The organism is Pseudomonas sp. NBRC 111127 (assembly GCF_001320345.1).
GTDB lineage: Bacteria > Pseudomonadota > Gammaproteobacteria > Pseudomonadales > Pseudomonadaceae > Aquipseudomonas > Aquipseudomonas juntendi.
This window is the reverse complement of the sequence record NZ_BCBD01000002.1, coordinates 14,483-39,389: the sequence shown is the minus strand read 5'-3', so window position 1 is coordinate 39,389 and position 24,907 is coordinate 14,483. Positions and strand designations below refer to the sequence as shown.

The window sequence follows — 24,907 nt, the reverse complement described above, 5'->3', positions numbered from 1 at the left end:
CGCACCTGTCGAATGTCCTTCGAACTGCTGGCCACCGACGGCAAGGCCCGTCGCGGTCGCATCACTTTCCCTCGTGGCACCGTGGAAACCCCGGCGTTCATGCCGGTGGGCACCTATGGCACGGTCAAGGGCATGCTGCCACGCGATATCGAGGCCATTGGCGCCGAGATGATCCTCGGCAATACCTTCCACCTGTGGCTGCGCCCCGGCACCGAGGTGATCAAGAAGCATAACGGCCTGCACGATTTCATGCAGTGGAAGGGCCCGATCCTCACCGACTCCGGTGGTTTCCAGGTGTTCAGCCTGGGCGCCATGCGCAAGATCAAGGAAGAGGGTGTGACCTTCGCCTCGCCGGTCGATGGCTCCAAGGTGTTCATGGGCCCGGAAGAGTCGATGCAGGTCCAGCGTGACCTGGGGTCGGACGTGGTGATGATCTTCGACGAGTGCACCCCGTACCCGGCCGAGCACGATGTCGCGCGCACCTCCATGGAGCTGTCGCTGCGCTGGGCCCAGCGCTCGAAGAACGCCCACGCCGACAACACCGCCGCGCTGTTCGGCATTGTTCAGGGTGGCATGTATCAGGACCTGCGCATGCGCTCGCTCGAAGGTCTGGAAAACATCGGCTTCGATGGCCTGGCCATTGGTGGCCTGTCCGTTGGCGAGCCCAAGCACGAAATGATCAAGGTGCTGGATTACCTGCCTGACCAGATGCCGGCTGACAAACCTCGTTACCTTATGGGGGTAGGCAAACCGGAAGATCTCGTTGAGGGTGTGCGCCGCGGCGTCGACATGTTCGACTGCGTGATGCCAACGCGCAACGCGCGCAACGGGCATCTGTTTGTCGATACAGGGGTGATCAAGATCCGCAATGCGTTCCATCGCCACGATGAATCGCCGCTGGATCCGACCTGTGACTGCTACACCTGCACCAACTTCTCGCGCGCCTATCTGCACCATTTGGACAAGTGCGGCGAAATGCTGAGCAGCATGCTGAATACCATCCACAACTTGCGCCATTACCAGCGCTTGATGGCCGGTTTACGCGAGGCCATTCATCAGGGTAAATTGGCCGCCTTTGTCGACGCCTTCTACGCCAAGCGCGGGCTTCCGGTTCCGCCCTTGGACTGACTGTCTGCATCCATTATTAGAAAATTACATTAGGAGTGCCCAATGAGCTTCTTGATCCCCGCCGCATACGCGGACGCTGCAGCACCTGCCGCCGGCCCAGCCGGTACCGGCTTCGAGTGGATTTTCCTGGTCGGTTTCCTGGTCATCTTCTACCTGATGATCTGGCGCCCACAGGCCAAGCGTGCCAAAGAGCAGAAGAACCTGCTGAGCAACTTGCAAAAAGGTGACGAAGTTGTCACCAACGGCGGTATCGCCGGCAAGATCGTCAAGGTTTCCGATGACTTCGTGGTACTGGAAGTGTCCGACACTGTCGAACTCAAGTTCCAGAAGGGCGCCATTGCTGCGACCCTGCCAAAAGGTACGCTCAAGGCTATCTGAGTTACCGGTTTTATTTTCCAGTCGGGGCGCGCAACGCGCCCCGCGTCTTGAACGGGCGGCGTGATGCTGAACAAATACCCTCTGTGGAAATATGCACTGATCGTGCTGGTACTGGTGGTCGGTTTCATTTATTCCGCACCCAACCTTTACCCGGACGACCCGGCGGTGCAGATCAGTGGTGCCAGCTCGGCGCTGCAGGTGAACCAGGCCGACCTCGACCGCGTCAGCAAGGCGTTGGTCGATGCCAAGATCGCAGTCAAGGGCACCAGCCTGGGCGAGAAGGGCAGCGGGCTGATCCGCCTGACCAACCAGGAAGACCAGCTGCCGGCCAAGGATGTGGTGCGCAAGGCGCTGGGCGATGATTACGTCGTGGCCCTGAACCTGGCCCAGACGACTCCGCAATGGCTGCGCAACCTGGGTGCAAGCCCGATGAAGCTGGGCCTGGACCTGTCCGGTGGTGTGCACTTCCTGCTGGAAGTGGACATGGACAAGGCCATGAGCGCCCGCATGAAAGTCTACGAAGGCGAGGTCAAGACCTTGCTGCGTAAAGAGCGTGTGCGCTACCGCAGCCTGCCTCAGCAGGATGGTGGCATCATGCTGGGCTTTGCTGACGATGCAACCCGCGAACAGGCGCGTGCCCTGATCCGCAAGAATTTCAATGATTTCGACCTGACCACCACCGAGCGCAACGACCTTGCGGTGCTGCGCCTGGCGCTGACCCAGGCGAAGGTCGCCGAAATCCGCGAATACTCGATCAAGCAGAACCTCACCACCGTGCGCAACCGCGTCAACGAGCTGGGCGTGGCCGAGCCGCTGGTACAGCGTCAGGGCGCCAACCGCATCGTGGTCGAGTTGCCGGGTGTGCAGGACACTGCCGAAGCCAAACGTATCCTGGGTAAAACCGCCAACCTCGAGTTCCGTTTCGGTGCCGAACCGGGTGCGTCCAAGGCCACTACCGAGGTGTTCGAGTTCCGCGAAGGCGGCCGTTCCGCTGCGGTCGAGCGCGGGCTGATCATTACCGGTGACCAGGTTACCGACGCCCAGGCAAGTTTCGATGAACACGGCCGCCCACAGGTGAACATTCGCCTGGATGGCCACGGTGGCGAGCTGATGAGCCGCGCTACCCGCAGCAACGTTGGCCGCAGCATGGCGGTGATCTTCATCGAGCAGAAGCCGGTTACCCGCTACGTCAAGCAAACCGTCGACGGCGTCGAGAAAGACGTGGCCGTGCAAACCTTCGTCGAAGAAAAGAAAATCATCAGCCTGGCCACCATCCAGTCGCCGCTGGGTAGCCAGTTCCGCATCACCGGCCTGAACGGCCAGGGCGAATCGTCCGAGCTGGCGCTGTTGCTGCGTGCCGGTGGTCTGGCTGCACCGATGTACTTCGCAGAAGAACGTACCATTGGCCCAAGCCTGGGTGCCGACAACATCACCAAAGGTATCGATGCATCGCTGTGGGGCATGCTGTTCGTCTCGCTGTTCATCATCGCCATCTACCGTGGTTTTGGCGTGATCGCAACCATCGCCCTGGCGGGCAACATGGTGCTGCTGCTGGCACTGATGTCGCTGCTGGGTGCCACCCTGACCCTGCCAGGCATTGCCGGTATCGTGTTGACCATGGGTATGGCGGTAGACGCCAACGTGCTGATCTTCTCGCGCATACGCGAAGAGCTGAAGGCCGGCATGTCGGTGCAGCGCGCCATCCACGAAGGTTTCAACCGCGCCTATACCGCGATCATCGACGCCAACCTGACCAGCCTGCTGGTCGGCGGCATCCTGTTCGCCATGGGTACCGGCCCGGTCAAGGGCTTTGCGGTCACCATGTCCCTCGGGATTTTCACCTCGATGTTCACCGCCGTCATGGTGACCCGCGCAATGGTCAACCTGACCTGTGGCGGGCGTGACATCAAGAAGCTGTGGGTTTGAGGGAGCTGCGATGAAAACCATCAACTTCATGGGCGTGCGCAATGTCGCGTTCGCCATTACCGTGCTCCTCACCGTGCTGGCGCTGTTCAGCTGGTGGCAGAAAGGCCTGAACTTCGGCCTGGACTTCACCGGTGGTACGCTGATCGAGCTGACCTACGAGCGCCCGGCAGACCTCAAGGCGGTACGCGCCGAGCTGGTCGACTCCGGTTTCCACGAGGCCGTGGTGCAAAGCTTTGGTGCTACCACCGACCTGTTGGTGCGTATGCCGGGTGATGACCCGCAACTGGGCAACAAGGTAGCTGCCGCACTGCAGAAGGCGGGCGGCGACAACCCGGCCACGCTCAAGCGCGTCGAGTTCGTTGGCCCGCAGGTGGGTGAAGAGCTGCGCGACCAGGGTGGCATGGGCATGCTGCTGGCGTTGGGCGGCATCCTCATCTACCTGGCCTTCCGCTTCCAGTGGAAGTTCGCGGTGGGGGCGATCATCTCGCTGATTCACGACGTGGTGGTCACACTGGGTATCCTGTCGTTCTTCCAGATCACCTTCGACCTGACGGTGTTGGCGGCAGTGCTGGCGATCATTGGCTACTCGCTGAACGACACCATCGTCGTGTTCGACCGGGTGCGGGAAAACTTCCGCGTCATGCGCAAGGCTTCGTTGATCGAGAACATCAACGTGTCCACCACCCAGACCTTGCTGCGTACCATCGCCACCTCGGTTTCGACCTTGCTGGCCATCGCGGCGCTGTTGTTCTTTGGTGGTGACAACCTGTTCGGCTTCTCGCTGGCCTTGTTCATCGGGGTGATGGCAGGTACCTACTCGTCGATCTACATCGCCAACGTGGTATTGATCTGGCTGAACCTGAACAGTGAAGACCTGATCCCGCCGACCAAGGCAGAAGGCGTGGACGATCGTCCGTAGCGGCTAGCCCAACACCGCCTGGCGGTGCAAAAGGCGCGAGTATTGAACTCGCGCCTTTTTTTTTGCTCCAAGGCTGGGAGAAGCGCGGGTTGCGACCCGCTGTTACGATCAGGAGGTTGACGTGAATAAATCAATGCTGGTGGGTGCGGTACTGGGTGCTGTCGGTGTGACTGCCGGAGGTGCTGTCGCGACCTACAGCTTGGTCAACAAGGGGCCTGAATATGCCCAGGTCACCGACGTGCAGCCGATCAAGCAACAGGTGAAAACCCCGCGTGAAGTGTGCAAGGACGTTGCCGTAACGCGCCAGGCGCCGGTCAAGGACCAGCACCAGATCGCCGGTACCGTGGTAGGCGCCCTGGCGGGCGGCTTGCTCGGCAACCAGATCGGTGGCGGCACAGGCAAGAAGATCGCCACCGTTGCCGGTGCGGTCGGTGGTGGTTATGCCGGCAACAAGGTGCAGGAAGGCATGCAGCAGCGTGACACCTACACCACCACGCAAACCCGCTGCAATACGGTCAATGACATCAGTGAGAAGGTGGTGGGGTACAACGTGAAGTACACCCTGGGTGATCAGGTAGGGCAGGTGAAGATGGACCGCGAGCCTGGGTCGACCATTCCGGTGGACAAGAATGGCAAGCTGATCCTGAGCGAGGCCGGGCAGTAAGTCTGAATGCGGTCCGCTCTTTTATGTGGGGGCGGCCTTGCATCGCGAAAGGGGCGCGCAGCGGCCCCAGGGTCTGTGACCCATCAGAGATTGTCGGGGCTGCTTTGCAGCCCTTTCGCGACACAAGGCCGCTCCCACAAAATGCGGATTGTGGACGGCTTCGGCAGGCACAAAAAAGCACCCCGAGGGGTGCTTTTTGTTTGCCAGCAATCCGCGCTTAGCGCTTCAAGCTTTCTGGCAGGTGTGGCTGGATAGCGGTCAGCACGGCCTTGAAGCACTTGATGTTGCCCGCAACGATGTGGCCTTTGTCGAGGAAGTCGTGGCCACCGTTGAAGTCGCTCACCAAGCCACCGGCTTCCTGAATCAGCAGCACGCCAGCGGCCATGTCCCACTCGGACAGCCCCGATTCCCAGAAGGCGTCGAAGCGGCCGGCAGCAACGTAGGCCAGGTCCAGGCTGGCAGCGCCGGCGCGGCGGATGCCGGCAGTCTGGCCGGTCAAGGCGCGGAACATGCCCAGGTAGTTGTCGAGGTCGGCCATCTGGCTGTCGCGGAACGGGAAGCCGGTACCCAGCAGGGCGCCTTCCAGGCTGGTGCGCGAGCTTACACGCAGGCGGCGGCCATTGAGTTGGGCGCCACGGCCACGGCTGGCGGTGAATTCTTCCTGGCGAACCGGGTCGACGATCACGGCGTGCTCAAGGCGGCCGCGGTATTTGCAGGCAATGCTGACAGCGAAGTGCGGGATGCCACGCAGGAAGTTGGTGGTGCCGTCCAGCGGGTCGATGATCCACAGGTAATCCTTGCCCTCTTCACCGGTGCCGGCGTGCAGGCCGGTTTCTTCACCCTGGATGGAGTGGTTCGGGTAGGCCTTGCGCAGGGCGTTGACGATGGTCTGCTCGGCGGCGCGATCGACTTCGGAAACGTAGTCCTTGGCCTCTTTCTCATCGACCTTGATGCTATCCAGGCGTTCGATGGAGCGGAAAATCAGTTCACTGGCGCTGCGAGCGGCGCGCAGGGCGATATTCAGCATAGGCTGCATGGGCGGGTCACCTGGAGATGTTAAAGAAGAAAGCCGATCATTCTAGCAGAAAACTGTGGCGGCAGAAGGGGCACATTTGCTTTCGTGGCGTTACGTCTGTCGGTTCTGTAAGATCCAAGCCCCTGATTCCTGCATCTGTGAGCACAACACCTTGCTGCAAAATATTCGTGTTGTTCTGGTCAATACCAGCCACCCCGGCAACATCGGCGGCGCTGCACGTGCCATGAAAAACATGGGCTTGTCGCGCCTGGTGCTGGTGCAGCCGAAAGAGTTCCCCGCCGTGGATGCCAGTGCCCGCGCCTCTGGTGCCGACGATGTGCTGGGCAATGCCCAGGTGGTCGACAGCCTCGAACAGGCCCTGGTCGGCTGCAACCTGGTGATGGGCACCAGCGCCCGCGAGCGCAGCATTCCTTGGCCGTTGATCGGCCCGCGTGAATGTGGCGAAAAGGCGGTGGTGCATGCCAATGGTGGCGAAGAAATCGCCCTGGTGTTCGGGCGCGAACACGCCGGCCTGACCAACGAAGAACTGCAGCGATGTCACTTCCACGTGCACATTCCCTCCAACCCCGACTTCAGCTCGCTGAACCTGGCTGCCGCCGTGCAAGTGCTCGCCTATGAGGTGCGCATGGCCTGGTTGGCCGCCGGTGTGGCACCGGCCCAGGTCGAGAAGGTTGATGCCAGCGAGCTGGCGACCATGGACGAAATGGAGCTGTTCTACGACCACCTGGAGAAAACCCTGGTGGGCATCGGCTTCCTCGACCCTGCAAAGCCCAAGCACCTGATGCCGCGCTTGCGCCGGCTGTACGGGCGGGTGGCGGTCGAGCGTTCGGAAATGAGCATTTTGCGCGGCATCCTGACCGAGACCCAGAAAGTGGTCCGGGGCGAGCCGCATAAACGGAAGGACTGAAAGATGTTTGAACGCCTGCGTGAAGATATTCAAAGCGTATTCCACCGTGACCCGGCTGCGCGCAATGCCTTCGAGGTGCTCACCTGCTACCCCGGCATGCATGCCATCTGGCTGCACCGCCTGGGTAATGCCTTGTGGCGGCGCGACTTCAAGTGGCTGGCGCGCCTGGTCTCGAACTTTGGCCGCTGGCTCACCGGTATCGAGATTCACCCGGGTGCCACCATCGGCCGGCGTTTCTTCATCGACCACGGCATGGGCATCGTCATCGGCGAAACCGCCGAAATCGGCGATGACGTCACCCTTTACCAGGGCGTCACGCTGGGCGGCACCAGCTGGAACAAGGGCAAGCGCCACCCCACCCTGGAAAACGGCGTGGTGGTAGGGGCGGGGGCCAAGGTGCTGGGCCCGTTCACCGTGGGTGCGGGGGCCAAGATCGGCTCCAATGCGGTGGTGACCAAGGCGGTCCCGGCCGGTGCCACGGCAGTGGGCATCCCCGGGCGCATCATCGTCAAGAGCGAAGACAGCGAAGTGGAGGCCAAGCGCAAGGCCATGGCCGAGAAGATCGGCTTCGACGCCTACGGTGTGAGTGGCGACATGCCTGACCCGGTGGCGCGCGCCATTGGCCAGATGCTCGACCACCTGCAGGCCGTCGACGAGCGGCTGGAGGGTATGTGCGGCGCGTTGACGAAAATGGGCAGTGACTACTGCGCCAAAGAGCTGCCGGCCCTGCCTGAAGATGACTTCACCGAAGCGGCCCAGGCCGTCAGGCGCGACACTCAGCCGCATTGATTGCGCCGCGGCGCACCGAGGTAGACATACGGGGCGTGTGCTCACGCCCCTCGTCTGCTACAATCGCGCCGCCTCCCAGATGCAAACCCGACTAAAGCAGTAGGTCTAATAGTTGACTTAAATGCTCGGGAATCGCATACTTGCACACATCCCGAAACTCCCGTGGTACCCAATAGCCATGCGACTGACTACCAAAGGCCGATACGCCGTGACTGCCATGCTCGACCTGGCGTTGCACGCGCAGCATGGGCCGGTGTCTTTGGCCGATATTTCCGAGCGCCAGGGCATTTCCCTCTCTTATCTGGAGCAGCTGTTCGCCAAGCTGCGCCGTAGCAGCCTGGTTTCCAGTGTGCGCGGCCCAGGTGGCGGCTATCAGCTGTCGCGCGGTATGGAAACCATCCAGGTGGCACAGGTCATCGACGCGGTCAACGAATCGGTCGATGCCACCCGTTGCCAGGGCCTCGGGGACTGCCATGCCGGTGATACCTGCCTGACCCACCACCTGTGGTGCGACCTCAGCCAGCAGATCCATGAATTCCTCAGCGGCATCAGCCTGGCCGACCTTGTCATGCGCCGTGAGGTGCAGGAAGTCGCCCAGCGCCAGGACTTGCGTCGTGTCGCAGGCCGAACCGCCCAGCTGGACAAGATTGAGACGTCTGCCGTCGATTGACCCTTAGCCACGACGAGCGACGCCACCGCCTGATAGGAGAGACAAATGAAGTTGCCGATCTACCTCGATTACTCCGCGACCACGCCGGTTGACCCACGCGTCGCCCAGAAAATGGCCGAATGCCTGCTGGTTGACGGGAACTTCGGTAACCCGGCTTCGCGCTCCCACGTGTTCGGCTGGAAGGCCGAAGAAGCGGTCGAGAACGGCCGCCGCCAGGTTGCCGAGCTGATCAACGCCGACCCGCGCGAGATCGTCTGGACCAGCGGTGCCACCGAGTCCGACAACCTCGCCCTCAAAGGCGTGGCGCACTTCTATCAGACCAAGGGCAAGCACATCATCACCTCCAAGATCGAGCACAAGGCGGTACTGGATACCGCTCGCCAGCTGGAGCGTGAAGGTTTCGAAGTCACCTACCTGGAGCCAGGCGAAGACGGTATCGTCACCCCGGCGATGGTCGAGGCCGTGCTGCGTGACGACACTATTCTGGTGTCGCTGATGCACGTGAACAACGAAGTCGGCTCGATCAACGACATCGCCGCCATCGGTGAGCTGACCCGTGCGCGTGGCGTGCTGTTCCATGTCGATGCCGCCCAGTCGGCCGGCAAGGTGGAAATCGACGTGCAGAAGCTGAAGGTCGACCTGATGTCGTTCTCGGCGCACAAAGCCTACGGCCCGAAAGGCATCGGCGCGCTGTACGTCAGCCGCAAGCCGCGTGTGCGTCTGGAAGCCATCATTCACGGTGGTGGTCATGAGCGCGGCATGCGTTCGGGCACCCTGCCGACCCACCAGATCGTCGGCATGGGCGAAGCATTCGCCATCGCCAAGCAGGAAATGGCCGCCGAAAACGTACGCATCAAGGCCCTGAGCGACCGCTTCTTCAAGCAGGTCTCCAGCCTTGAAGAACTGTACGTCAACGGTAGCCAGACTGCCCGCGTACCGCACAACCTGAACCTGAGCTTCAACTACGTCGAAGGCGAATCGCTGCTGATGTCGCTGAAGGACATCGCCGTATCGTCCGGTTCGGCGTGCACCTCCGCGTCGCTCGAGCCGTCGTACGTACTGCGCGCTCTGGGCCGCAACGACGAGCTGGCGCACAGCTCGATCCGCTTCTCCTTCGGCCGCTTCACCACCGAAGAAGAAGTCGACTACGCCGCGCAGAAAGTCTGCGAGGCCGTCAACAAACTGCGTGAACTGTCGCCGCTGTGGGATATGTACAAAGACGGCGTTGACATCTCCAAGATCGAGTGGGCCGCCCACTAAGCAGTCGCCGGCAAGAGCGGCTCCCTGATGAGGAAGGAATTGCACCATGGCATACAGTGAAAAGGTCATCGACCACTACGAAAACCCACGCAACGTCGGCAAGATGAATGCCGAAGACCCGGATGTCGGTACCGGCATGGTCGGCGCCCCTGCGTGTGGCGACGTGATGCGTCTGCAAATCAAGGTCAACGAGCAGGGCGTGATCGAAGACGCCAAGTTCAAGACCTACGGTTGCGGTTCGGCCATCGCTTCCAGCTCCCTCGCTACCGAGTGGATGAAGGGCAAGACCCTGGACGAAGCCGAAACCATCAAGAACACCCAGCTGGCAGAAGAACTGGCGTTGCCGCCGGTCAAGATCCACTGCTCGGTACTCGCCGAAGATGCCATCAAGGCAGCTGTGCGCGATTACAAGCAGAAGAAAGGCTTGATCTAAGCCGCCTGTTGCGAGGTAAGGAGTCCTGATGGCTATCAGCATGACAGAAGCCGCCGCCAACCACATTCGCCGCTCCCTCGATGGGCGCGGCAAAGGTGAGGGCATTCGCCTGGGCGTGCGCACCACCGGTTGCTCGGGCCTGGCCTACGTGCTGGAGTTCGTTGACGAACTGGCCGACGAAGACCAGGTGTTCGAAAACCACGGCGTCAAGGTGATCATCGATCCCAAGAGCCTGGTGTACCTCGACGGTACCGAGCTGGACTTCGTCAAGGAAGGGTTGAACGAAGGCTTCAAGTTCAACAACCCCAACGTGCGCGGTGAGTGTGGCTGCGGCGAAAGCTTCAACGTTTGAGGCCGGCTGTGGGTACTCCTTGTCACTACGCATTGTTTGACCTCCAGCCAAGCTTCCGCCTGGATCTCGACAAGCTGGCCACTCGCTACCGCGAGCTGGCCCGCGAAGTCCATCCCGACCGTTTTGCCGACGCCTCCGAGCGGGAGCAGCGGGTCGCGCTGGAAAAGTCCGCAGCCCTCAACGACGCCTACCAGACGCTGCGCAGTGCGCCGCGTCGTGCCCGCTATCTGCTGGCCATCAGCGGTCACGAAGTGCCCCAGGAAGTCACGGTCCACGACCCGGACTTTCTGTTGCAGCAGATGCAGTGGCGCGAAGAGCTGGAAGAGCTGCAGGACGAAGCCGACCTGGACGGCGTAGCGGCATTCAAGAAGCGCTTGAAGGCCGCCCAGGACTCGCTGAACGAGGATTTCGCTGCCTGCTGGGATGTTCCCGCCGAGCGCGACAAGGCTGAGCGCCTGATGCGCCGCATGCAGTTCCTCGACAAGCTCGCCCAAGAAGTGCGCCAACTGGAAGAGCGCCTCGACGATTAACCCGGTGTCGCCCGTGATGGCACCTAAGGTACTCAGATAAGCATGGCCCTACTGCAGATTGCCGAACCCGGTCAAACCCCCCAACCGCACCAGCGTCGCCTGGCGGTCGGCATTGACCTGGGTACCACCAACTCCATGGTCGCCGCCTTGCGCAGCGGCCGCAGCGAGCCCCTGCCTGATGCGCAGGGTAACGTCATTCTGCCGTCCGCGGTACGCTACCTCGACGGGCGTATCGAGGTGGGGCAGGCCGCGCGTGAGGCCGCTTCCAGCGACCCGCTGAACACCGTGCTGTCGGTCAAGCGCCTGATGGGGCGCGGCGTTGCCGACGTCAAGCAGTTGGGCGAGCAACTGCCTTACCGCTTTGTCGGCGGTGAGTCGCACATGCCGTTCATCGATACCGTGCAGGGCCCGAAAAGCCCGGTGGAAGTGTCCGCCGACATCCTCAAGGTGCTGCGTGAGCGGGCCGAAGCGACCCTGGGTGGCGAGCTGGTAGGCGCGGTGATCACCGTGCCAGCCTATTTCGACGACGCGCAGCGCCAGGCGACCAAAGACGCTGCACGCCTGGCAGGCCTGAACGTGCTGCGCCTGCTCAATGAGCCGACCGCCGCTGCCGTGGCCTACGGCCTGGACCAGAACGCCGAAGGCGTGGTGGCCATCTATGACCTGGGCGGCGGTACCTTTGACATTTCCATCCTGCGCCTGACTGCCGGTGTGTTCGAAGTGCTGGCCACCGGCGGCGATACCGCCCTGGGCGGCGACGATTTCGACCATGCCATTGCCGGCTGGATCATCGAACAGGCCGGTCTTTCCTCCGACCTGGACCCGGCCACCCAACGCGCACTGCTGCAGACTGCCTGTGCTGCCAAAGAAGCCCTGACTGACGCCGACGTGGTCACTGTCAGCCATGGTGCCTGGCAAGGTGAGCTGAGCCGTGTTGCCTTCGACGCCATGATCGAGCCGATGATCGCCCGCAGCCTCAAGGCTTGCCGCCGCGCGGTGCGCGACAGCGGCGTTGAAATGGACGAAGTCAGCGCCGTGGTCATGGTCGGTGGCTCGACCCGCGTGCCGCGTGTGCGCGATGCGGTGGGTGCGCTGTTTGGCCGTACGCCGCTGACCTCGATCGACCCGGACCAGGTGGTGGCCATCGGCGCCGCGATTCAGGCCGATACCCTGGCCGGCAACCGCCGCGAAGGTGGCGAACTGCTGCTGCTCGATGTCATTCCGCTGTCGCTTGGCCTCGAAACCATGGGCGGGCTGATGGAGAAGGTGATCCCGCGCAACACTACCATTCCGGTGGCGCGTGCCCAGGAGTTCACCACTTACAAAGACGGCCAGACGGCCATGATGATCCACGTGCTGCAAGGCGAGCGTGAGCTGATCAGCGACTGCCGCTCGCTGGCGCGTTTCGAGCTGCGTGGCATTCCGGCCATGGTCGCCGGCTCGGCAAAAATCCGCGTCACCTTCCAGGTGGATGCCGACGGCCTGCTCAGCGTTGCCGCGCGCGAGCTGGGTTCGGGCGTGGAAGCCAGCATCCAGGTCAAGCCGTCCTACGGCCTGACCGACGGCGAAATCGCCCGCATGCTCAAGGACTCGTTCGAACACGCCGGTTCCGACAAGCATGCCCGCCAGTTGCGCGAGCACCAGGTGGACGCCGAGCGCCTGCTCGAAGCGGTACAGGGCGCCCTGGACGCCGACGGCGAACGCTTGCTCAGCAGTGACGAGCGCGACGCCATCGAATTCCAGATGCAAGAACTACGTGATTTGCTGGCGGGCACCGATGGCGCAGCCATCGAGCAACAGACCAAGCGTCTGTCGCAGGTGACCGACGCATTTGCCGCCCGTCGCCTTGATTCGACGGTCAAAGCCGCACTGGCCGGGCGCAACCTGAATGAGATCGAGGAGTAATCGATGCCGCTGGTAACCTTCCTGCCGCATGAGAAGTTCTGCCCTGAAGGCCTGACCGTGGATGTGCCAGCCGGGACCAACATCCTGGAGCTGGCCCACGACCATCACATCGAGATGGAAAGCGCCTGTGGCGGGGTCAAGGCTTGCACCACCTGCCACTGTATTGTTCGCAAAGGTTTCGATTCGCTCGAAGAAGCCGACGAGCTGGAAGAGGACATGCTGGACAAAGCCTGGGGCCTGGAGGCGCAGTCGCGCCTGGGTTGCCAGGTGGTGGTCGCCGACCAGGACCTGACCATCGAGATCCCCAAGTATTCGCTGAACCACGCTGCCGAAGCACCGCACTGAGGGCCTGTACATGAGTCTGAAATGGGTTGATGTACTTGAAATCGCCATCCAGCTTGCAGAAAGCAAGCCGGAAGTCGATCCTAAATATGTGAATTTCGTCGACCTGCACCGCTGGGTGCTGGCATTGCCAGAGTTCAGCGACGATCCGTCACGCGGCGGTGAGAAAGTGCTTGAGGCAATCCAGGCCGCCTGGATTGACGAAGCCGACTAAGCGTTGCGTGCAGGTTAGGCAATCCCCTCGAACCCGCGTATAATTCGCGGGTTTAATTTTTCGTAACACTCATATTCTGGAGTTTTCCATGGCTGTTCAACGTACCTTCTCGATCATCAAGCCTGACGCCGTTGCCAAAAACGTCATCGGCAAGATCACCACCCGTTTCGAAGAAGCCGGCCTGAAAATCGTTGCCTCGAAAATCAAGCAACTGTCCAAAGCCGAAGCCGAAGGCTTCTACGCTGAGCACAGCGAGCGCGGCTTCTTCGGTGACCTGGTTGCCTTCATGACTTCCGGTCCGGTCGTTGTTCAGGTCCTGGAAGGCGAAAACGCCATCGCCAAGAACCGTGAGCTGATGGGCGCTACCAACCCTAAAGAAGCTGCTCCTGGCACCATCCGCGCCGACTTCGCCGAGTCCATCGACGCCAACGCCGTTCACGGTTCGGACTCCGAAGCTGCTGCTGCTCGCGAAATCGCTTACTTCTTCGCTGCTACCGAGGTAACCACTCGCTAAGCGAAAGCTTACGGGTGAGGGTGAATCCATGACGACATCTACTGGCAAAATCAACCTGTTGGGCCTGACCCAGCCGGAAATGGAACAATTCTTCGACTCTATCGGGGAGAAGCGCTTCCGCGCCGGCCAGGTGATGAAATGGATTCACCATTTTGGCGTGTCCGATTTTGCGGCCATGACCAACGTTGGCAAGGCCTTGCGCGAGAAGCTCGAGGCCGTTGCCGAGATTCGCCCCCCGGAAGTGGTCAGTGAAGACATTTCCGCCGACGGCACCCGCAAGTGGGTGATCCGCGTTGCCTCCGGCAGCTGCGTCGAAACCGTCTACATTCCTACCGACGACCGCGGCACCCTGTGCGTATCGTCGCAAGCCGGCTGTGCCCTGGACTGCAGCTTCTGCTCCACCGGCAAGCAAGGCTTCAACAGCAACCTCACCGCCGCCGAAGTGATCGGCCAGGTGTGGCTTGCCAACAAATCCTTCGGGACCGTCCCTGCCAAAATCGACCGCGCCATTACCAACGTGGTGATGATGGGCATGGGCGAGCCTCTGCTGAACTTCGACAACGTCATCGCCGCCATGAAAATCATGATGGATGACCTGGGCTACGGCATTTCCAAGCGTCGCGTCACCTTGTCCACCTCGGGCGTGGTGCCGATGATCGACGAGCTGGCCAAGCACATCGACGTGTCGCTGGCACTGTCGCTGCACGCCCCTAACGACGAGCTGCGCAACAAGCTGGTGCCGATCAACAAGAAGTACCCGCTGAAAATGCTGCTGGAATCGTGCATGGGCTACATGGCTACCCTGGGCGGCAAGCGCGTGCTGACCATCGAGTACACCCTGCTCAAGGACGTCAACGACCAGCCAGAGCATGCCGCGCAAATGATCGAGCTGCTGCGCGACGTGCCGTGCAAGATCAACCTGATCCCGTTCAACCCGTTCCCGCATTCGGGCTATGAGCGGCCTAGCAACAATGCCATTCGTCGTTTCCAGGACCTGCTGCACCACGGTGGTTTCAACGTGACCACCCGTACTACTCGAGGCGACGACATCGACGCTGCCTGCGGTCAGTTGGTGGGGCAGGTCAACGACCGCACGCGCCGCAGTGAGCGCTATATTGCTGTGCGCCAACTGTCTGCGGATGTCGAGCTGCAAGACAGCGCCGCCAGCCACTGACCGGGACCTTGCCCATGAGCCTGCGCGCCGCGCTGTCGATCCTTGCGCTTTCGCTGCTGGCCGGCTGCGTGTCGGGCGGCGCGAGCGACCCGCTGGGCAGCCGCCAGGGCAGGGCCGAAGCGGGGCGTGCCTACGTGCAGCTTGGGCTGGGTTATTTGCAACAGGGTTTGACCGAACAGGCCAAGGCGCCACTGGGCAAGGCCCTGGCCCTGGACAGCAGCGATGCCGATGCGCACGCGGCCCTGGCGCTGGTGTTCCAGGCCGAAGGTGAGCCGGCGCTGGCCGAAACACACTTTCGCAAGGCCCTGCAAAGCAGCGGCGGCAATACGCGAATTCGCAACAACTACGGCAGTTTCCTTTATGCTCAGGGGCGATTTGCCGAGGCCGAGCAGATGTTTCGCCTGGCCAGTGCCGATACCCTGTATCCTGAGCGCTCGCGCGTATACGAGAACCTTGGCCTGACTGCCTTGAGGCTCGAACGCCGGGACCAGGCACAGGCCTATCTGGTGAAAGCATTGCAGCTCAACCAGCGGCAACCCAGGGCGTTGCTGGAAATGGCTGAGTTGTCCTACGAAAACAGGCATTATGTGCCGGCCCGGGACTACTACGATCGTTTCAGCGAGCTGAGCGCGCACGATGCCCGTAGCCTGCTGCTGGGCAGCCGCCTTGCCAGGGTGTTCGACGAGCAGGGCGCACTGGCCGAAACGGGCCAGCAATTACAACGACTTTATCCCGGTACGCCGGAATATCAGCAATACCTGTCGGAGCAACGATGAACGCCGCGCATCCCGAAGTAGCAGTAGCGCCTGGCCAGAACCCCGGTGAGCTTTTGCGCCTGGCCCGTGAGAAACGGGACTGGTCGCAAGCCGAGGTGGCCCGCAAGCTAAACCTCACTGTCAGTTCGCTGAACCACGTGGAAACCGGCGCCTTCGACAAGCTGCCCGGGCATACGTTTGCCCGTGGCTACATACGTGCCTACGCCAAGCTGCTGGACCTGGACCAGGCTGCGCTGGTCGATGCCTTCGACCGCTACACCGGTACCCATGCCAAGGGCAGCGACGTGCATTCGCTGGGCCGCATCGAAGAGCCGACGCGCCTGTCGCACAACATCCTGCGCGGCGTCAGCCTGCTGTTGCTGCTTGCCGTGGTCGGTGGCGGTTTCGTCTGGTGGCAGGACCAGGGCAGCCTGCGCGGCAAGGACCTGGCCAAGATGGCCCTGGAGCATGTCGAAGTCGAAAGCGCCGACGGCACCACCCAGATCCACCCGCTCGATGAGCCTGAAGACCAGGCCGTTACCGCCGGCCAGCAGGCTGAGACTGCACCGCTGCCGTTGGCGCAGGGCACGGGCGAACAACCCGCTGCAGCTGGCGAGCAGCCGGCGGCCGGTACAGCCACAGAGCCAGCCGCTGGGGCGGCAACTGCCCAGCAGGCGCCCGTGCAGGCAGCCGCCAGCACCCCGGCGGCCACGGCGGCCCCTGTAGCTCCCGCTACGGCCGCGCCGGCCGCCGCCACGCCTGCAGCTCCTGCCGCGGCGGTCGCCGCCAGTGAGCCTGCGCCAGTGCCGGCCGGTAGCGGCAAGGTCGCCATTCAGTTCACCGCCGATTGCTGGACCCAGGTTTCCGACGGCAACGGCAAGGTGCTGTTCAGCGCCATCAAGCGCAAAGGGGACAACCTCGAACTGACCGGCAAGCCGCCGTTCGCGGTACGCCTGGGCTTCGCCCGGGGCGCCCAGGTCAGCTACAACGGCCAGGCCGTCGATGTTGCCCCGTTCACCAGTGGCGAGACTGCTCGCCTGAAGTTGGGACAGTAAGTCATGCACGGCGAATCTCCGATCAAACGTCGCGAATCCCGCAAAATCTGGGTCGGCAATGTGCCGGTGGGTGGTGATGCCCCCATCGCGGTGCAGAGCATGACCAACACCGACACCAACGATGTGGCCGCCACCGTGGCGCAAATCCAGCGCCTGGTCGATGCCGGCGTGGACATCGTGCGGGTGTCGGTGCCAGACATGGACGCTGCCGAAGCCTTCGGCAAGATCAAGCAACAGGTGAGCGTGCCGCTGGTAGCCGATATCCACTTCGACTACAAGATCGCCCTGCGCGTGGCCGAGCTGGGCGTCGATTGCCTGCGTATCAACCCGGGCAACATCGGCCGCGAAGACCGTGTGCGCGCAGTGGTGGACGCCGCCCGCGACCGCGGCATCCCGATCCGCATCGGTGTCAACGCCGGTTCGCTGGAAAAAGACCTGCAGAAGAAGTACGGCGAGCCTACCCCGGCCGCGCTGGTCGAGTCGGCCCTGCGCCATGTCGAGCACCTCGACCGCCTGGACTTCCAGGACTTCAAGGTCAGCGTCAAGGCCTCCGACGTGTTCATGGCCGTGGAGGCCTACCGCCTGTTGGCCAGGCAGATCGTGCAGCCGCTGCACCTGGGCATCACCGAAGCCGGTGGCCTGCGTTCAGGCACGGTGAAATCCGCCGTCGGCCTCGGTATGCTGCTGGCCGAAGGCATTGGCGATACCATTCGCATCTCCCTGGCGGCCGATCCGGTCGAAGAAGTGAAGGTCGGCTACGACATCCTCAAGTCGCTGCACCTGCGCTCGCGCGGCATCAACTTCATCGCCTGCCCGAGCTGCTCGCGGCAGAACTTCGATGTGGTCAAGACCATGAACGAGCTGGAAGGGCGCCTGGAAGACCTGCTGGTACCGCTGGACGTGGCAGTGATCGGTTGCGTGGTCAACGGCCCGGGTGAAGCCAAGGAAGCCCATGTCGGCCTGACTGGCGGCACGCCGAACCTGATCTACATCGACGGCAAGCCGGCGCAGAAACTGACCAACGACAACCTGGTCGATGAGCTGGAAAAACTCATCCGCCAGAAAGCGGCCGAAAAGGCCGAAGCCGACGCGGCGCTGATCGTCCGTGGCTGACACACAGAATTCGTAAGGACTTTTCGTGAGCAAATCGCTGCAAGCCATTCGTGGCATGAACGACATCCTGCCAGAACAGTCGCCGCTGTGGCGCTACTTCGAAGGCACTGTCGCCGGCCTGCTGGACACCTACGGGTACAGCCAGATCCGCACGCCGATCGTCGAGTTCACCGAGCTGTTCAAGCGCTCGATCGGCGAAGTGACCGATATCGTCGAAAAAGAGATGTACACCTTCGAGGACCGCAACGGCGACTCGCTGACCTTGCGCCCTGAAGGCACCGCCGCCTGCGTGCGTGCCGTGCTCGAGCACGGCATCACCGGTAACGGCCAGGTGCAGAAACTGTGGTACATCGGCCAGATGTTCCGCCACGAACGCCCGCAGAAGGGCCGTTACCGCCAGTTCCACCAGATTGGCGTGGAAGTGTTCAACCTCGACGGCCCGGACATCGACGCCGAGCTGATCATGCTGACCTGGCGCCTGTGGGGCCTGTTGGGCATCCAGGACGCGGTCAAGCTCGAACTCAACAGCCTCGGCACCAGCGAGGCCCGCGCCCGCTACCGTGATGCGCTGGTCGAGTTCCTGTCCGCACGCCTGGAGCAGCTGGATGAAGACAGCCAGCGCCGCCTGAAAAGCAACCCGCTGCGCATTCTCGACAGCAAGGACCAGAACACCCAGGCGGTGCTGGTTGGGGCGCCAAAGCTGGAAGACTACCTGGACGAACCTTCACGCGTGCACTTCGAGGGCCTCAAGGCTCGCCTGGAGGCCGCCGGCATTCCGTTCGTGATCAACACCAAGCTGGTGCGTGGCTTGGACTACTACAGCAAGACCGTATTCGAGTGGGTGACCGACAAGCTCGGCGCCCAGGGCACCGTGTGTGCCGGTGGCCGCTACGACGGCCTGGTCGAGCAGATGGGCGGCAAACCGACCACCGGCGTTGGTTTCGCCATGGGTATCGAGCGTCTGATCCTGCTGCTGGAAACCCTGGGCAAGGTGCCGGAGTCCATCAGCCGTACTGTCGACGTCTACCTGTGTGCCTTTGGCGAGCAGGCCGAGCTGGCCGGGCTGCGCCTTTCCGAAGGTTTGCGCGACCGTTTGCCGGGCTTGCGCCTGGCCGTCAACGCCGGCGGCGGCAGTTTCAAGAGCCAGTTCAAGAAAGCCGATAAAAGCGGTGCGCTGTTCGCCCTGATCCTCGGTGACGACGAACTGGCCAAGCAAGTCATCGGCTTGAAGCCACTGCGTGGCCAGGGCGAGCAACAGAACATTGCCTGGGATGCTCTTGCCGAGCACCTGGAAACCGCGATCGCGCAGGCGTAACGCGGTTCAACAACGAATAGGCGAAAAGGAGTATTGGGGTGTCGAGTACTGATGATGATGACCTGGCAGGGGTCAAGGACTGGTGGAACCGCAATGGCAAGCCGCTGCTGACCGGCGCATTGCTGGCAGGTGTGGTGGTGCTGGGCTGGAATACCTGGCACAAGTACCAGAACAACCAGTCGCAAGGGGCCTCGCAGTTGTACCAGGCCCTGCTCGAAACCAGCCTGACGCCAAGCGGTCAGCCCGACGCCACCAAGGTCGCGGAACTGGCCGGCAAGCTCAAGAGCGAGTTTGGCGGCACGGCCTATGCCCAGTACGGTAGCCTGTTCGTGGCCAAGGTCGCGGTCGAGAGCGGCAAGCTCGACGACGCCGCCGCCGAGCTCAAGGGTGTGCTGGACAAGCCTGCCGATGCCACCCTGGGCGAAATCTCGCGCCAGCGCCTGGCTCGTGTGCTGGCCGCCCAGAACAAGGCCGAAGATGCCCTGAAGCTGCTTGACGGTGATGCCGACAAGGCGTTCCTGGCCAGCCGTGAAGAGCTGAAGGGTGACCTGCTGGTGCAACTGGGGCGCGCCAGCGACGCGCACAGCGCTTACGAGAAAGCCAAGGCTGCGTTGTCCGATGACGCCGCAGTCGGTGGCCTGCAATTGAAGCTGGATGACCTGGCTAAAGGGGACGCGTAAGTGATCGGTTGGAAACATGCAGCAGTGCTGACCCTGGCCGTACTGGCCGCAGGTTGCAGCAGCAACAGCAAGAAGGAACTGCCCCCGGCCGAGCTGACCAAGTTCACCGAGGAAGTGGTGCTGAAGAAGCAGTGGAGCCGTTCGATCGGTGACGGCCAGGGTGAAACCTACAACACCCTGGTACCGGCCATCGAGAACGACCGCATCTACGCTTCCGACGTACACGGCGACGTCTATGCCCTCGATCGCATCACCGGCGACGTGGTCTGGAACAAGGACCTGGAGCTGCCGGTTTCCGGCGCAGTGGGCGTGGGTTACGGCCTGGTCATGCTCGGCACCCTCAAGGGTGAAGTCATTGCCCTGGATTCCAGCACCGGTGAAGAACGCTGGCGCTCCCGCGTGACCAGCGAAGTGCTGGCCCCGCCTGCCAACAACGGTGACGTGGTTGTGGTGCAGACCCAGGACGACCGCCTGATCGGCCTGGACGCCGCTACCGGCGACCGCCGCTGGATCTACGAAAACACTCCGGCCGTACTGACCCTGCGTGGCACCGGTGCGCCGATCGTCACCAACCGCCTGGCCATTGCCGGCCTGTCGACCGGCAAGGTGGTGGCGGTGGACATCAACAACGGCGTGCCGGTGTGGGAAAGCCGCGTGGCCATTCCCCAGGGCCGTTCCGAGCTGGAGCGCGTGGTCGACATCGATGGCGGTCTGCTGCTGTCTGGTCAAACCCTGTATGTCAGCACTTACCAGGGCCGCGTAGCGGGCCTGGACCTGGAAAGCGGCCGTGTGCTGTGGCAGCGTGATGCCTCCAGCTACGTGGGTGTCGCCCAGGGCTTCGGTAACGTTTACGTCAGCGAAGCTTCAGGCACTGTCGAAAGTGTCGACGAGCGCACTTCCAGCGCCCTGTGGTCCAACGACAGCATGGCCCGTCGCCAGCTCTCTGCGCCGGAAGTGTATTCCAGCTACGTGGCCGTGGGCGACTTCGAAGGTTACCTGCACCTGCTGAGCCAGGTCGATGGGCGCTTCGTGGGCCGTGAGCGTATCGACAGCGATGGCCTGCGCGCCCGCCCACTTGTGGTCGGTGACACCATCTATGTCTTCGGCAACAGCGGCAAGCTCGAGGCACTGACCATCCGCTGAAGCTATGCTTGAAGCCTTGGCGGGCTTCAAGCCGCGGCGCAGGAAGCGCCGCCCGTACTCCGGCCGCTGCCTTGCAGCGGCCTTTGCATTTTCAAGAATTCGAGAGTGGAGAGCCGATGGTTCCCGTAATTGCCCTGGTGGGCCGCCCGAACGTCGGCAAATCCACCATGTTCAACCGCCTGACCAAGACCCGCGATGCCATCGTCGGTGACCTGTCGGGCCTGACCCGTGACCGCCAGTATGGTGATGCCAGCTGGCAGGGTCGTTCCTTCATCCTGATCGACACCGGCGGTATCACCGGTGACGAAGTGGGCATGGACGAGAAAATGGCCGAGCAGTCGCTCATGGCCATTGAAGAGGCCGACTACGTCCTGTTCCTGGTCGATGCCCGCGCCGGCATGACCGCCGCCGACCAGATGATTGCCGAGCACCTGCGCAAACGCAACAAAGAGGCGATTCTGGTCGCCAACAAAATCGACAACATCGACGCCGACGTGGCTCGCGCCGAGTTCTCGCCGCTGGGCATGGGCAACGCCATTCCGGTAGCCGGTTCCCAGGGCCGCGGTATCAACGCGCTGATGGAGGCCGTGCTCGGCCACCTGCCGCGCGACCAGGTCGAGGAAGCCCTGGACGCCGATGTCGCCGAAGGCGAAGAGGCTGTGCGCATTCCGGGCCCGAGCGAAAAGGATGGCATCAAGATCGCCATCATCGGCCGCCCGAACGTCGGCAAGTCGACCCTGGTCAACCGCATGCTCGGTGAAGAGCGTGTGGTGGTGTACGACCAGCCGGGCACCACCCGCGACAGTATCTATATTCCGTTCGAGCGCGATGGCGAGAAGTACACGTTCATCGACACTGCCGGCGTGCGCAAGCGTGGCAAGATCCACGAGGAAGTCGAAAAGTTCTCGGTGGTGAAGACGCTGCAGGCGATCAAGGACGCCAACGTGGTGATCTTCGTCATGGACGCCCGCGAAGGTGTGGTCGACCACGACTTGAACCTGCTGGGCTTTGCCCTGGAAGCCGGGCGCGCGATCGTCATTGCCCTGAACAAGTGGGACGGCATGCAGCCGGGCGAGCGTGACTACGTCAAGACCGAACTGGAACGCCGGCTGTTCTTCGTCGACTTCGCCGACATCCACTTCATTTCCGCCTTGCATGGCACTGGCGTGGGCAACCTGTACAAGTCGGTGCAGGCTGCCTTCAAGTCGGCGGTCACCCGCTGGCCGACCAGCCGCCTGACGCAAATCCTCGAAGATGCGGTGAGCGAGCACCAGCCGCCGCTGGTCAACGGTCGTCGCATCAAGCTGCGCTATGCCCACCTGGGCGGGGCCAACCCGCCGCTGATCGTGATCCACGGCAACCAGACCGAGAAGATTCCGAAGTCGTACTCGCGCTACCTGGAAAACACCTACCGCCGTGTGCTGAAGCTGGTCGGCACGCCGATCCGCATCGAATACAAGGGCGGTGAGAACCCGTACGAGGGCAAGAAGAACACCCTCACAGACCGCCAGGTCAACAAGAAGCGCCGGCTGATGTCGCACCACAAGAAGGCCGAGAAGAAGCGCCGCGACAAGCGTTAATCCGTTGCAAGCTGCAAGCCGCAAGTAAAAGCAGGCCGCGTATCTCGCTGCTTTTTCTTGTGGCTTGCAGCTTGAAACTTGTAGCTTATAGCTCTCAGTCCCCAGGAAAGAGGGCTCCATGATCCGCAGCAAACTGCCGAATGTCGGCACGACCATCTTCACCACCATGTCCCAGCTCGCCGTGCAAACTGGCGCGTTGAACCTGTCGCAGGGGTTTCCCGATTTCAATGGCCCACAGGCACTGCTCGATGCAGTAGGCCGGCATGTGGCCGCCGGGCATAACCAGTACTCGCCGATGACCGGCCTGCCGGCTCTGCGCCAGCAAGTGGCGGCCAAGGTGGAGCGCTTGTACGGGGCGAAGGTGGATGCCGACCAGGAAGTGACCATCACCCCCGGCGCCACCGAGGCGATCTTCTGCGCCATTCAGGCGGTGGTGCATGCCGGTGACGAGGTGATCGTCTTCGATCCGTGCTACGACAGCTACGAGCCTTCGGTGGAACTGGCCGGTGGCCGTTGCGTGCATGTGCAATTGAGCGATGGCGACTTCCGTATCGACTGGCAGAAGTTCAGCGATGCCCTGAGCCCGCGCACGCGCATGGTCATCCTCAATTCCCCGCACAACCCCAGCGGCGCCCTGATCACCCGCGAAGACCTCGACCAGCTGGCGCAGCTGATCGCCGACCGGGATATTTACCTGGTCAGCGACGAGGTCTACGAGCACCTGGTCTACGATGGGGTACGCCACGCCAGCGTGCTGGCCCATGCGCAGCTGTACCCGCGCGCCTTCGTGGTCAGTTCGTTCGGCAAGACCTACCACGTCACCGGCTGGAAGACCGGTTACGTGATCGCCCCGCCGGCGCTGAGCGCCGAACTGCGAAAGGTGCACCAGTACGTCAACTTTTGCGGCGTCACCCCGCTGCAGTGCGCGTTGGCCGACTTCATGGCCGAGCACCCGGAGCACATCGATGAGTTACCGGCCTTTTACCAGGCCAAGCGCGACCTGTTCTGCGGCTTGCTGGAGGGTTCGCGATTGCGCTTTACCCGCACGGCGGGCACTTATTTCCAGCTGGTGGACTATTCGCACATACGCCCGGACCTGAATGATGTCGACATGGCGCTGTGGCTGACCCGTGAGCACGGCGTAGCGACCATTCCGGTGTCGGTGTTCTACCAGCACCCCATCCCCGAGCAACGCCTGGTGCGCCTGTGCTTTGCCAAACGAGAGGAGACGCTGCGCCAGGCAGCGGAGAAACTATGCGCGATCTGAGCACATTGCCGAACCTGAAAATCGCCCTGGTGCAGACTACCCTTGCCTGGCATGACCGCGAGGCCAATTACGCGCACTTCGAGGTACTGCTTGAGCAGGCCGGTGAAGTGGACCTGGTGATCCTGCCAGAGATGTTCACCACGGGGTTTTCCATGCAATCGGAAAGCCTGTGCGAGCCTGAGAATGGCCCCACCTACAAATGGCTCAAGGCGCAGGCGAAAAAGTACAACGCGGTGATTACCGGAAGCGTGATCGTGCAGGCGGCCGATGGCAGCCACCGCAACCGGCTGCTGTGGGCGCGCCCGGATGGCGAGATTCTGCACTACGACAAGCGCCATCTGTTCCGCATGGCGGGCGAGCACAAGCATTACACCCCGGGCGAGCGCCAGGTGCAGTTCGAGCTCAAGGGCTGGCGGATTCGCCCGCTGATCTGCTACGACCTGCGCTTCCCGGTATGGAGCCGCGACGCCCAGGACACCGACCTGCTGCTGTACACCGCCAACTGGCCGGCCGCTCGCCGCCAGCACTGGAACCGCCTGTTGCCGGCGCGGGGCATCGAGAACTTGTGCTATGTGGCCGCGGTGAACCGGGTGGGGACGGACGGCAAGGGCTTTGCCTATTCCGGTGACAGCCAGGTGCTGGACTTCCAGGGTGAGAGCCTGCTGAGTGCCGGCGAGGCGGACGGGGTGTTTACCGTGGTGCTGAGTGCGGCGGAGCTGGCGGCGTACCGCACCAAGTTCCCGGCCAACCTCGATGCCGATACCTTCGAGCTGCACTGACAGCAGGGCCGGCCTCTTCGCGGGTAAACCCGCTCCTACAACGACCGATGTAGGAGCGGGTTTACCCGCGAAGAGGCCA

27 protein-coding genes are annotated in these 24,907 nt (G+C 62.5%); 26 read left to right on the top strand and 1 reads right to left on the bottom strand.

Going from position 1 to position 24,907, the window contains the following annotated elements:
- The first annotated feature begins 12 nt into the window (after nt 1–12).
- The 5 genes from tgt to APH30_RS00710 all read left to right on the top strand — a co-directional run bounded on the left by tgt (nt 13) and on the right by APH30_RS00710 (nt 5,015).
- The gene (gene tgt, locus APH30_RS00730) at nt 13–1,128 is read left to right on the top strand and encodes a tRNA guanosine(34) transglycosylase Tgt (RefSeq protein WP_009682049.1); all 1,116 of its coding nucleotides are present in this window, start codon (nt 13–15) and stop codon (nt 1,126–1,128) included.
- Nucleotides 1,129–1,170: 42 nt separating this feature from the next.
- Nucleotides 1,171–1,506, top strand: coding sequence for a preprotein translocase subunit YajC (gene yajC, locus APH30_RS00725; protein ID WP_008092587.1), 336 nt, complete (start codon nt 1,171–1,173; stop codon nt 1,504–1,506).
- 63 nt (nt 1,507–1,569) lie between these two features.
- Nucleotides 1,570–3,432: a protein translocase subunit SecD gene (secD, locus tag APH30_RS00720; protein WP_054911409.1), complete on the top strand. Its 1,863-nt coding sequence runs from the start codon at nt 1,570–1,572 to the stop codon at nt 3,430–3,432.
- Between the two features lie 10 nt (nt 3,433–3,442).
- Nucleotides 3,443–4,351 (top strand): protein translocase subunit SecF, encoded by a 909-nt coding sequence (gene secF, locus APH30_RS00715; protein WP_009682047.1) that lies wholly within the window; start codon nt 3,443–3,445, stop codon nt 4,349–4,351.
- A gap of 121 nt (nt 4,352–4,472) precedes the next feature.
- The gene (locus APH30_RS00710) at nt 4,473–5,015 is read left to right on the top strand and encodes a glycine zipper 2TM domain-containing protein (protein WP_033744396.1); all 543 of its coding nucleotides are present in this window, start codon (nt 4,473–4,475) and stop codon (nt 5,013–5,015) included.
- A gap of 217 nt (nt 5,016–5,232) precedes the next feature.
- Here the strand turns inward: APH30_RS00710 and suhB are convergent, their stop codons facing one another.
- Entirely contained in the window at nt 5,233–6,051 is an 819-nt protein-coding gene (gene suhB, locus APH30_RS00705; protein ID WP_009682045.1) for an inositol-phosphate phosphatase, read from the bottom strand.
- Between the two features lie 151 nt (nt 6,052–6,202).
- Here suhB and trmJ point away from each other — a divergent pair, with 151 nt between their 5' ends.
- The 21 genes from trmJ (at nt 6,203) to APH30_RS00600 (ending at nt 24,828) form a co-directional block, all read left to right on the top strand.
- Nucleotides 6,203–6,958, top strand: a complete 756-nt coding sequence (gene trmJ / locus APH30_RS00700) for a tRNA (cytosine(32)/uridine(32)-2'-O)-methyltransferase TrmJ (RefSeq protein ID WP_054881954.1) — start codon at nt 6,203–6,205, stop codon at nt 6,956–6,958.
- 3 nt (nt 6,959–6,961) lie between these two features.
- Nucleotides 6,962–7,747: a serine O-acetyltransferase gene (gene cysE, locus APH30_RS00695; RefSeq protein WP_054911408.1), complete on the top strand. Its 786-nt coding sequence runs from the start codon at nt 6,962–6,964 to the stop codon at nt 7,745–7,747.
- Between the two features lie 178 nt (nt 7,748–7,925).
- Nucleotides 7,926–8,417: a Fe-S cluster assembly transcriptional regulator IscR gene (gene iscR / locus APH30_RS00690; protein ID WP_008092572.1), complete on the top strand. Its 492-nt coding sequence runs from the start codon at nt 7,926–7,928 to the stop codon at nt 8,415–8,417.
- Between the two features lie 45 nt (nt 8,418–8,462).
- On the top strand, nt 8,463–9,677 hold the full coding sequence (locus APH30_RS00685) for an IscS subfamily cysteine desulfurase (RefSeq protein WP_009682042.1): 1,215 nt from the start codon (nt 8,463–8,465) through the stop codon (nt 9,675–9,677).
- A gap of 46 nt (nt 9,678–9,723) precedes the next feature.
- Nucleotides 9,724–10,110 (top strand): Fe-S cluster assembly scaffold IscU, encoded by a 387-nt coding sequence (gene iscU, locus APH30_RS00680; protein WP_003248539.1) that lies wholly within the window; start codon nt 9,724–9,726, stop codon nt 10,108–10,110.
- 28 nt (nt 10,111–10,138) lie between these two features.
- Nucleotides 10,139–10,462, top strand: coding sequence for an iron-sulfur cluster assembly protein IscA (gene iscA, locus APH30_RS00675; protein ID WP_003248536.1), 324 nt, complete (start codon nt 10,139–10,141; stop codon nt 10,460–10,462).
- Between the two features lie 8 nt (nt 10,463–10,470).
- Nucleotides 10,471–10,992 carry a co-chaperone HscB gene (hscB, locus tag APH30_RS00670; RefSeq protein ID WP_054911407.1) on the top strand — a complete coding sequence of 174 codons (522 nt, stop codon included), beginning with the start codon at nt 10,471–10,473 and terminating at the stop codon, nt 10,990–10,992.
- A 42-nt stretch (nt 10,993–11,034) separates the two neighbouring features.
- A complete protein-coding gene (hscA, locus tag APH30_RS00665; RefSeq protein ID WP_054881952.1) occupies nt 11,035–12,897 on the top strand; it encodes a Fe-S protein assembly chaperone HscA in 1,863 nt (620 codons plus the stop codon).
- 3 nt (nt 12,898–12,900) lie between these two features.
- Nucleotides 12,901–13,242 (top strand): ISC system 2Fe-2S type ferredoxin, encoded by a 342-nt coding sequence (gene fdx, locus APH30_RS00660; protein WP_023533300.1) that lies wholly within the window; start codon nt 12,901–12,903, stop codon nt 13,240–13,242.
- A gap of 10 nt (nt 13,243–13,252) precedes the next feature.
- A complete protein-coding gene (iscX, locus tag APH30_RS00655) occupies nt 13,253–13,453 on the top strand; it encodes a Fe-S cluster assembly protein IscX (protein WP_009682037.1) in 201 nt (66 codons plus the stop codon).
- Nucleotides 13,454–13,541: 88 nt separating this feature from the next.
- On the top strand, nt 13,542–13,967 hold the full coding sequence (ndk, locus tag APH30_RS00650) for a nucleoside-diphosphate kinase (protein ID WP_009682036.1): 426 nt from the start codon (nt 13,542–13,544) through the stop codon (nt 13,965–13,967).
- A gap of 28 nt (nt 13,968–13,995) precedes the next feature.
- Nucleotides 13,996–15,141 (top strand): 23S rRNA (adenine(2503)-C(2))-methyltransferase RlmN, encoded by a 1,146-nt coding sequence (rlmN, locus tag APH30_RS00645; protein WP_009682035.1) that lies wholly within the window; start codon nt 13,996–13,998, stop codon nt 15,139–15,141.
- 14 nt (nt 15,142–15,155) lie between these two features.
- Nucleotides 15,156–15,917 carry a type IV pilus biogenesis/stability protein PilW gene (gene pilW / locus APH30_RS00640; protein ID WP_029885479.1) on the top strand — a complete coding sequence of 254 codons (762 nt, stop codon included), beginning with the start codon at nt 15,156–15,158 and terminating at the stop codon, nt 15,915–15,917.
- The gene (locus tag APH30_RS00635; protein WP_054911406.1) at nt 15,914–16,951 is read left to right on the top strand and encodes a RodZ family helix-turn-helix domain-containing protein; all 1,038 of its coding nucleotides are present in this window, start codon (nt 15,914–15,916) and stop codon (nt 16,949–16,951) included. The genes pilW and APH30_RS00635 overlap by 4 nt, the downstream gene beginning before the upstream one ends.
- 3 nt (nt 16,952–16,954) lie before the next feature.
- Nucleotides 16,955–18,064, top strand: a complete 1,110-nt coding sequence (gene ispG / locus APH30_RS00630) for a flavodoxin-dependent (E)-4-hydroxy-3-methylbut-2-enyl-diphosphate synthase (protein WP_009682032.1) — start codon at nt 16,955–16,957, stop codon at nt 18,062–18,064.
- 25 nt (nt 18,065–18,089) lie between these two features.
- A complete protein-coding gene (gene hisS, locus APH30_RS00625) occupies nt 18,090–19,379 on the top strand; it encodes a histidine--tRNA ligase (protein ID WP_009682031.1) in 1,290 nt (429 codons plus the stop codon).
- Between the two features lie 38 nt (nt 19,380–19,417).
- Nucleotides 19,418–20,059, top strand: coding sequence for a tetratricopeptide repeat protein (locus APH30_RS00620; RefSeq protein ID WP_009682030.1), 642 nt, complete (start codon nt 19,418–19,420; stop codon nt 20,057–20,059).
- Nucleotides 20,060–21,202, top strand: a complete 1,143-nt coding sequence (bamB, locus tag APH30_RS00615) for an outer membrane protein assembly factor BamB (protein WP_009682029.1) — start codon at nt 20,060–20,062, stop codon at nt 21,200–21,202.
- A gap of 116 nt (nt 21,203–21,318) precedes the next feature.
- Nucleotides 21,319–22,782: a ribosome biogenesis GTPase Der gene (gene der / locus APH30_RS00610; RefSeq protein WP_009682028.1), complete on the top strand. Its 1,464-nt coding sequence runs from the start codon at nt 21,319–21,321 to the stop codon at nt 22,780–22,782.
- Nucleotides 22,783–22,900: 118 nt separating this feature from the next.
- Nucleotides 22,901–24,049, top strand: coding sequence for a pyridoxal phosphate-dependent aminotransferase (locus tag APH30_RS00605; protein ID WP_054911405.1), 1,149 nt, complete (start codon nt 22,901–22,903; stop codon nt 24,047–24,049).
- Nucleotides 24,037–24,828 carry an amidohydrolase gene (locus APH30_RS00600; RefSeq protein ID WP_029885485.1) on the top strand — a complete coding sequence of 264 codons (792 nt, stop codon included), beginning with the start codon at nt 24,037–24,039 and terminating at the stop codon, nt 24,826–24,828. Before APH30_RS00605 ends, APH30_RS00600 begins: the two co-directional genes overlap by 13 nt.
- Nucleotides 24,829–24,907: the final 79 nt, after the last annotated feature.

Coding starts and splice junctions, on each gene's coding strand:
- tgt (WP_009682049.1), top strand. CDS start 13: ATGTCCTTCGAACTGCTGGCCACCGACGGCAAGGCCCGTCGCGGTCGC.
- secD (WP_054911409.1), top strand. CDS start 1,570: ATGCTGAACAAATACCCTCTGTGGAAATATGCACTGATCGTGCTGGTA.
- APH30_RS00600 (WP_029885485.1), top strand. CDS start 24,037: ATGCGCGATCTGAGCACATTGCCGAACCTGAAAATCGCCCTGGTGCAG.
- ispG (WP_009682032.1), top strand. CDS start 16,955: ATGCACGGCGAATCTCCGATCAAACGTCGCGAATCCCGCAAAATCTGG.
- secF (WP_009682047.1), top strand. CDS start 3,443: ATGAAAACCATCAACTTCATGGGCGTGCGCAATGTCGCGTTCGCCATT.
- suhB (WP_009682045.1), bottom strand. CDS start 6,051: ATGCAGCCTATGCTGAATATCGCCCTGCGCGCCGCTCGCAGCGCCAGT.
- der (WP_009682028.1), top strand. CDS start 21,319: ATGGTTCCCGTAATTGCCCTGGTGGGCCGCCCGAACGTCGGCAAATCC.
- ndk (WP_009682036.1), top strand. CDS start 13,542: ATGGCTGTTCAACGTACCTTCTCGATCATCAAGCCTGACGCCGTTGCC.
- iscU (WP_003248539.1), top strand. CDS start 9,724: ATGGCATACAGTGAAAAGGTCATCGACCACTACGAAAACCCACGCAAC.
- fdx (WP_023533300.1), top strand. CDS start 12,901: ATGCCGCTGGTAACCTTCCTGCCGCATGAGAAGTTCTGCCCTGAAGGC.
- APH30_RS00605 (WP_054911405.1), top strand. CDS start 22,901: ATGATCCGCAGCAAACTGCCGAATGTCGGCACGACCATCTTCACCACC.
- APH30_RS00685 (WP_009682042.1), top strand. CDS start 8,463: ATGAAGTTGCCGATCTACCTCGATTACTCCGCGACCACGCCGGTTGAC.
- APH30_RS00635 (WP_054911406.1), top strand. CDS start 15,914: ATGAACGCCGCGCATCCCGAAGTAGCAGTAGCGCCTGGCCAGAACCCC.
- yajC (WP_008092587.1), top strand. CDS start 1,171: ATGAGCTTCTTGATCCCCGCCGCATACGCGGACGCTGCAGCACCTGCC.
- rlmN (WP_009682035.1), top strand. CDS start 13,996: ATGACGACATCTACTGGCAAAATCAACCTGTTGGGCCTGACCCAGCCG.
- iscR (WP_008092572.1), top strand. CDS start 7,926: ATGCGACTGACTACCAAAGGCCGATACGCCGTGACTGCCATGCTCGAC.
- iscA (WP_003248536.1), top strand. CDS start 10,139: ATGGCTATCAGCATGACAGAAGCCGCCGCCAACCACATTCGCCGCTCC.
- hscA (WP_054881952.1), top strand. CDS start 11,035: ATGGCCCTACTGCAGATTGCCGAACCCGGTCAAACCCCCCAACCGCAC.
- iscX (WP_009682037.1), top strand. CDS start 13,253: ATGAGTCTGAAATGGGTTGATGTACTTGAAATCGCCATCCAGCTTGCA.
- pilW (WP_029885479.1), top strand. CDS start 15,156: ATGAGCCTGCGCGCCGCGCTGTCGATCCTTGCGCTTTCGCTGCTGGCC.
- cysE (WP_054911408.1), top strand. CDS start 6,962: ATGTTTGAACGCCTGCGTGAAGATATTCAAAGCGTATTCCACCGTGAC.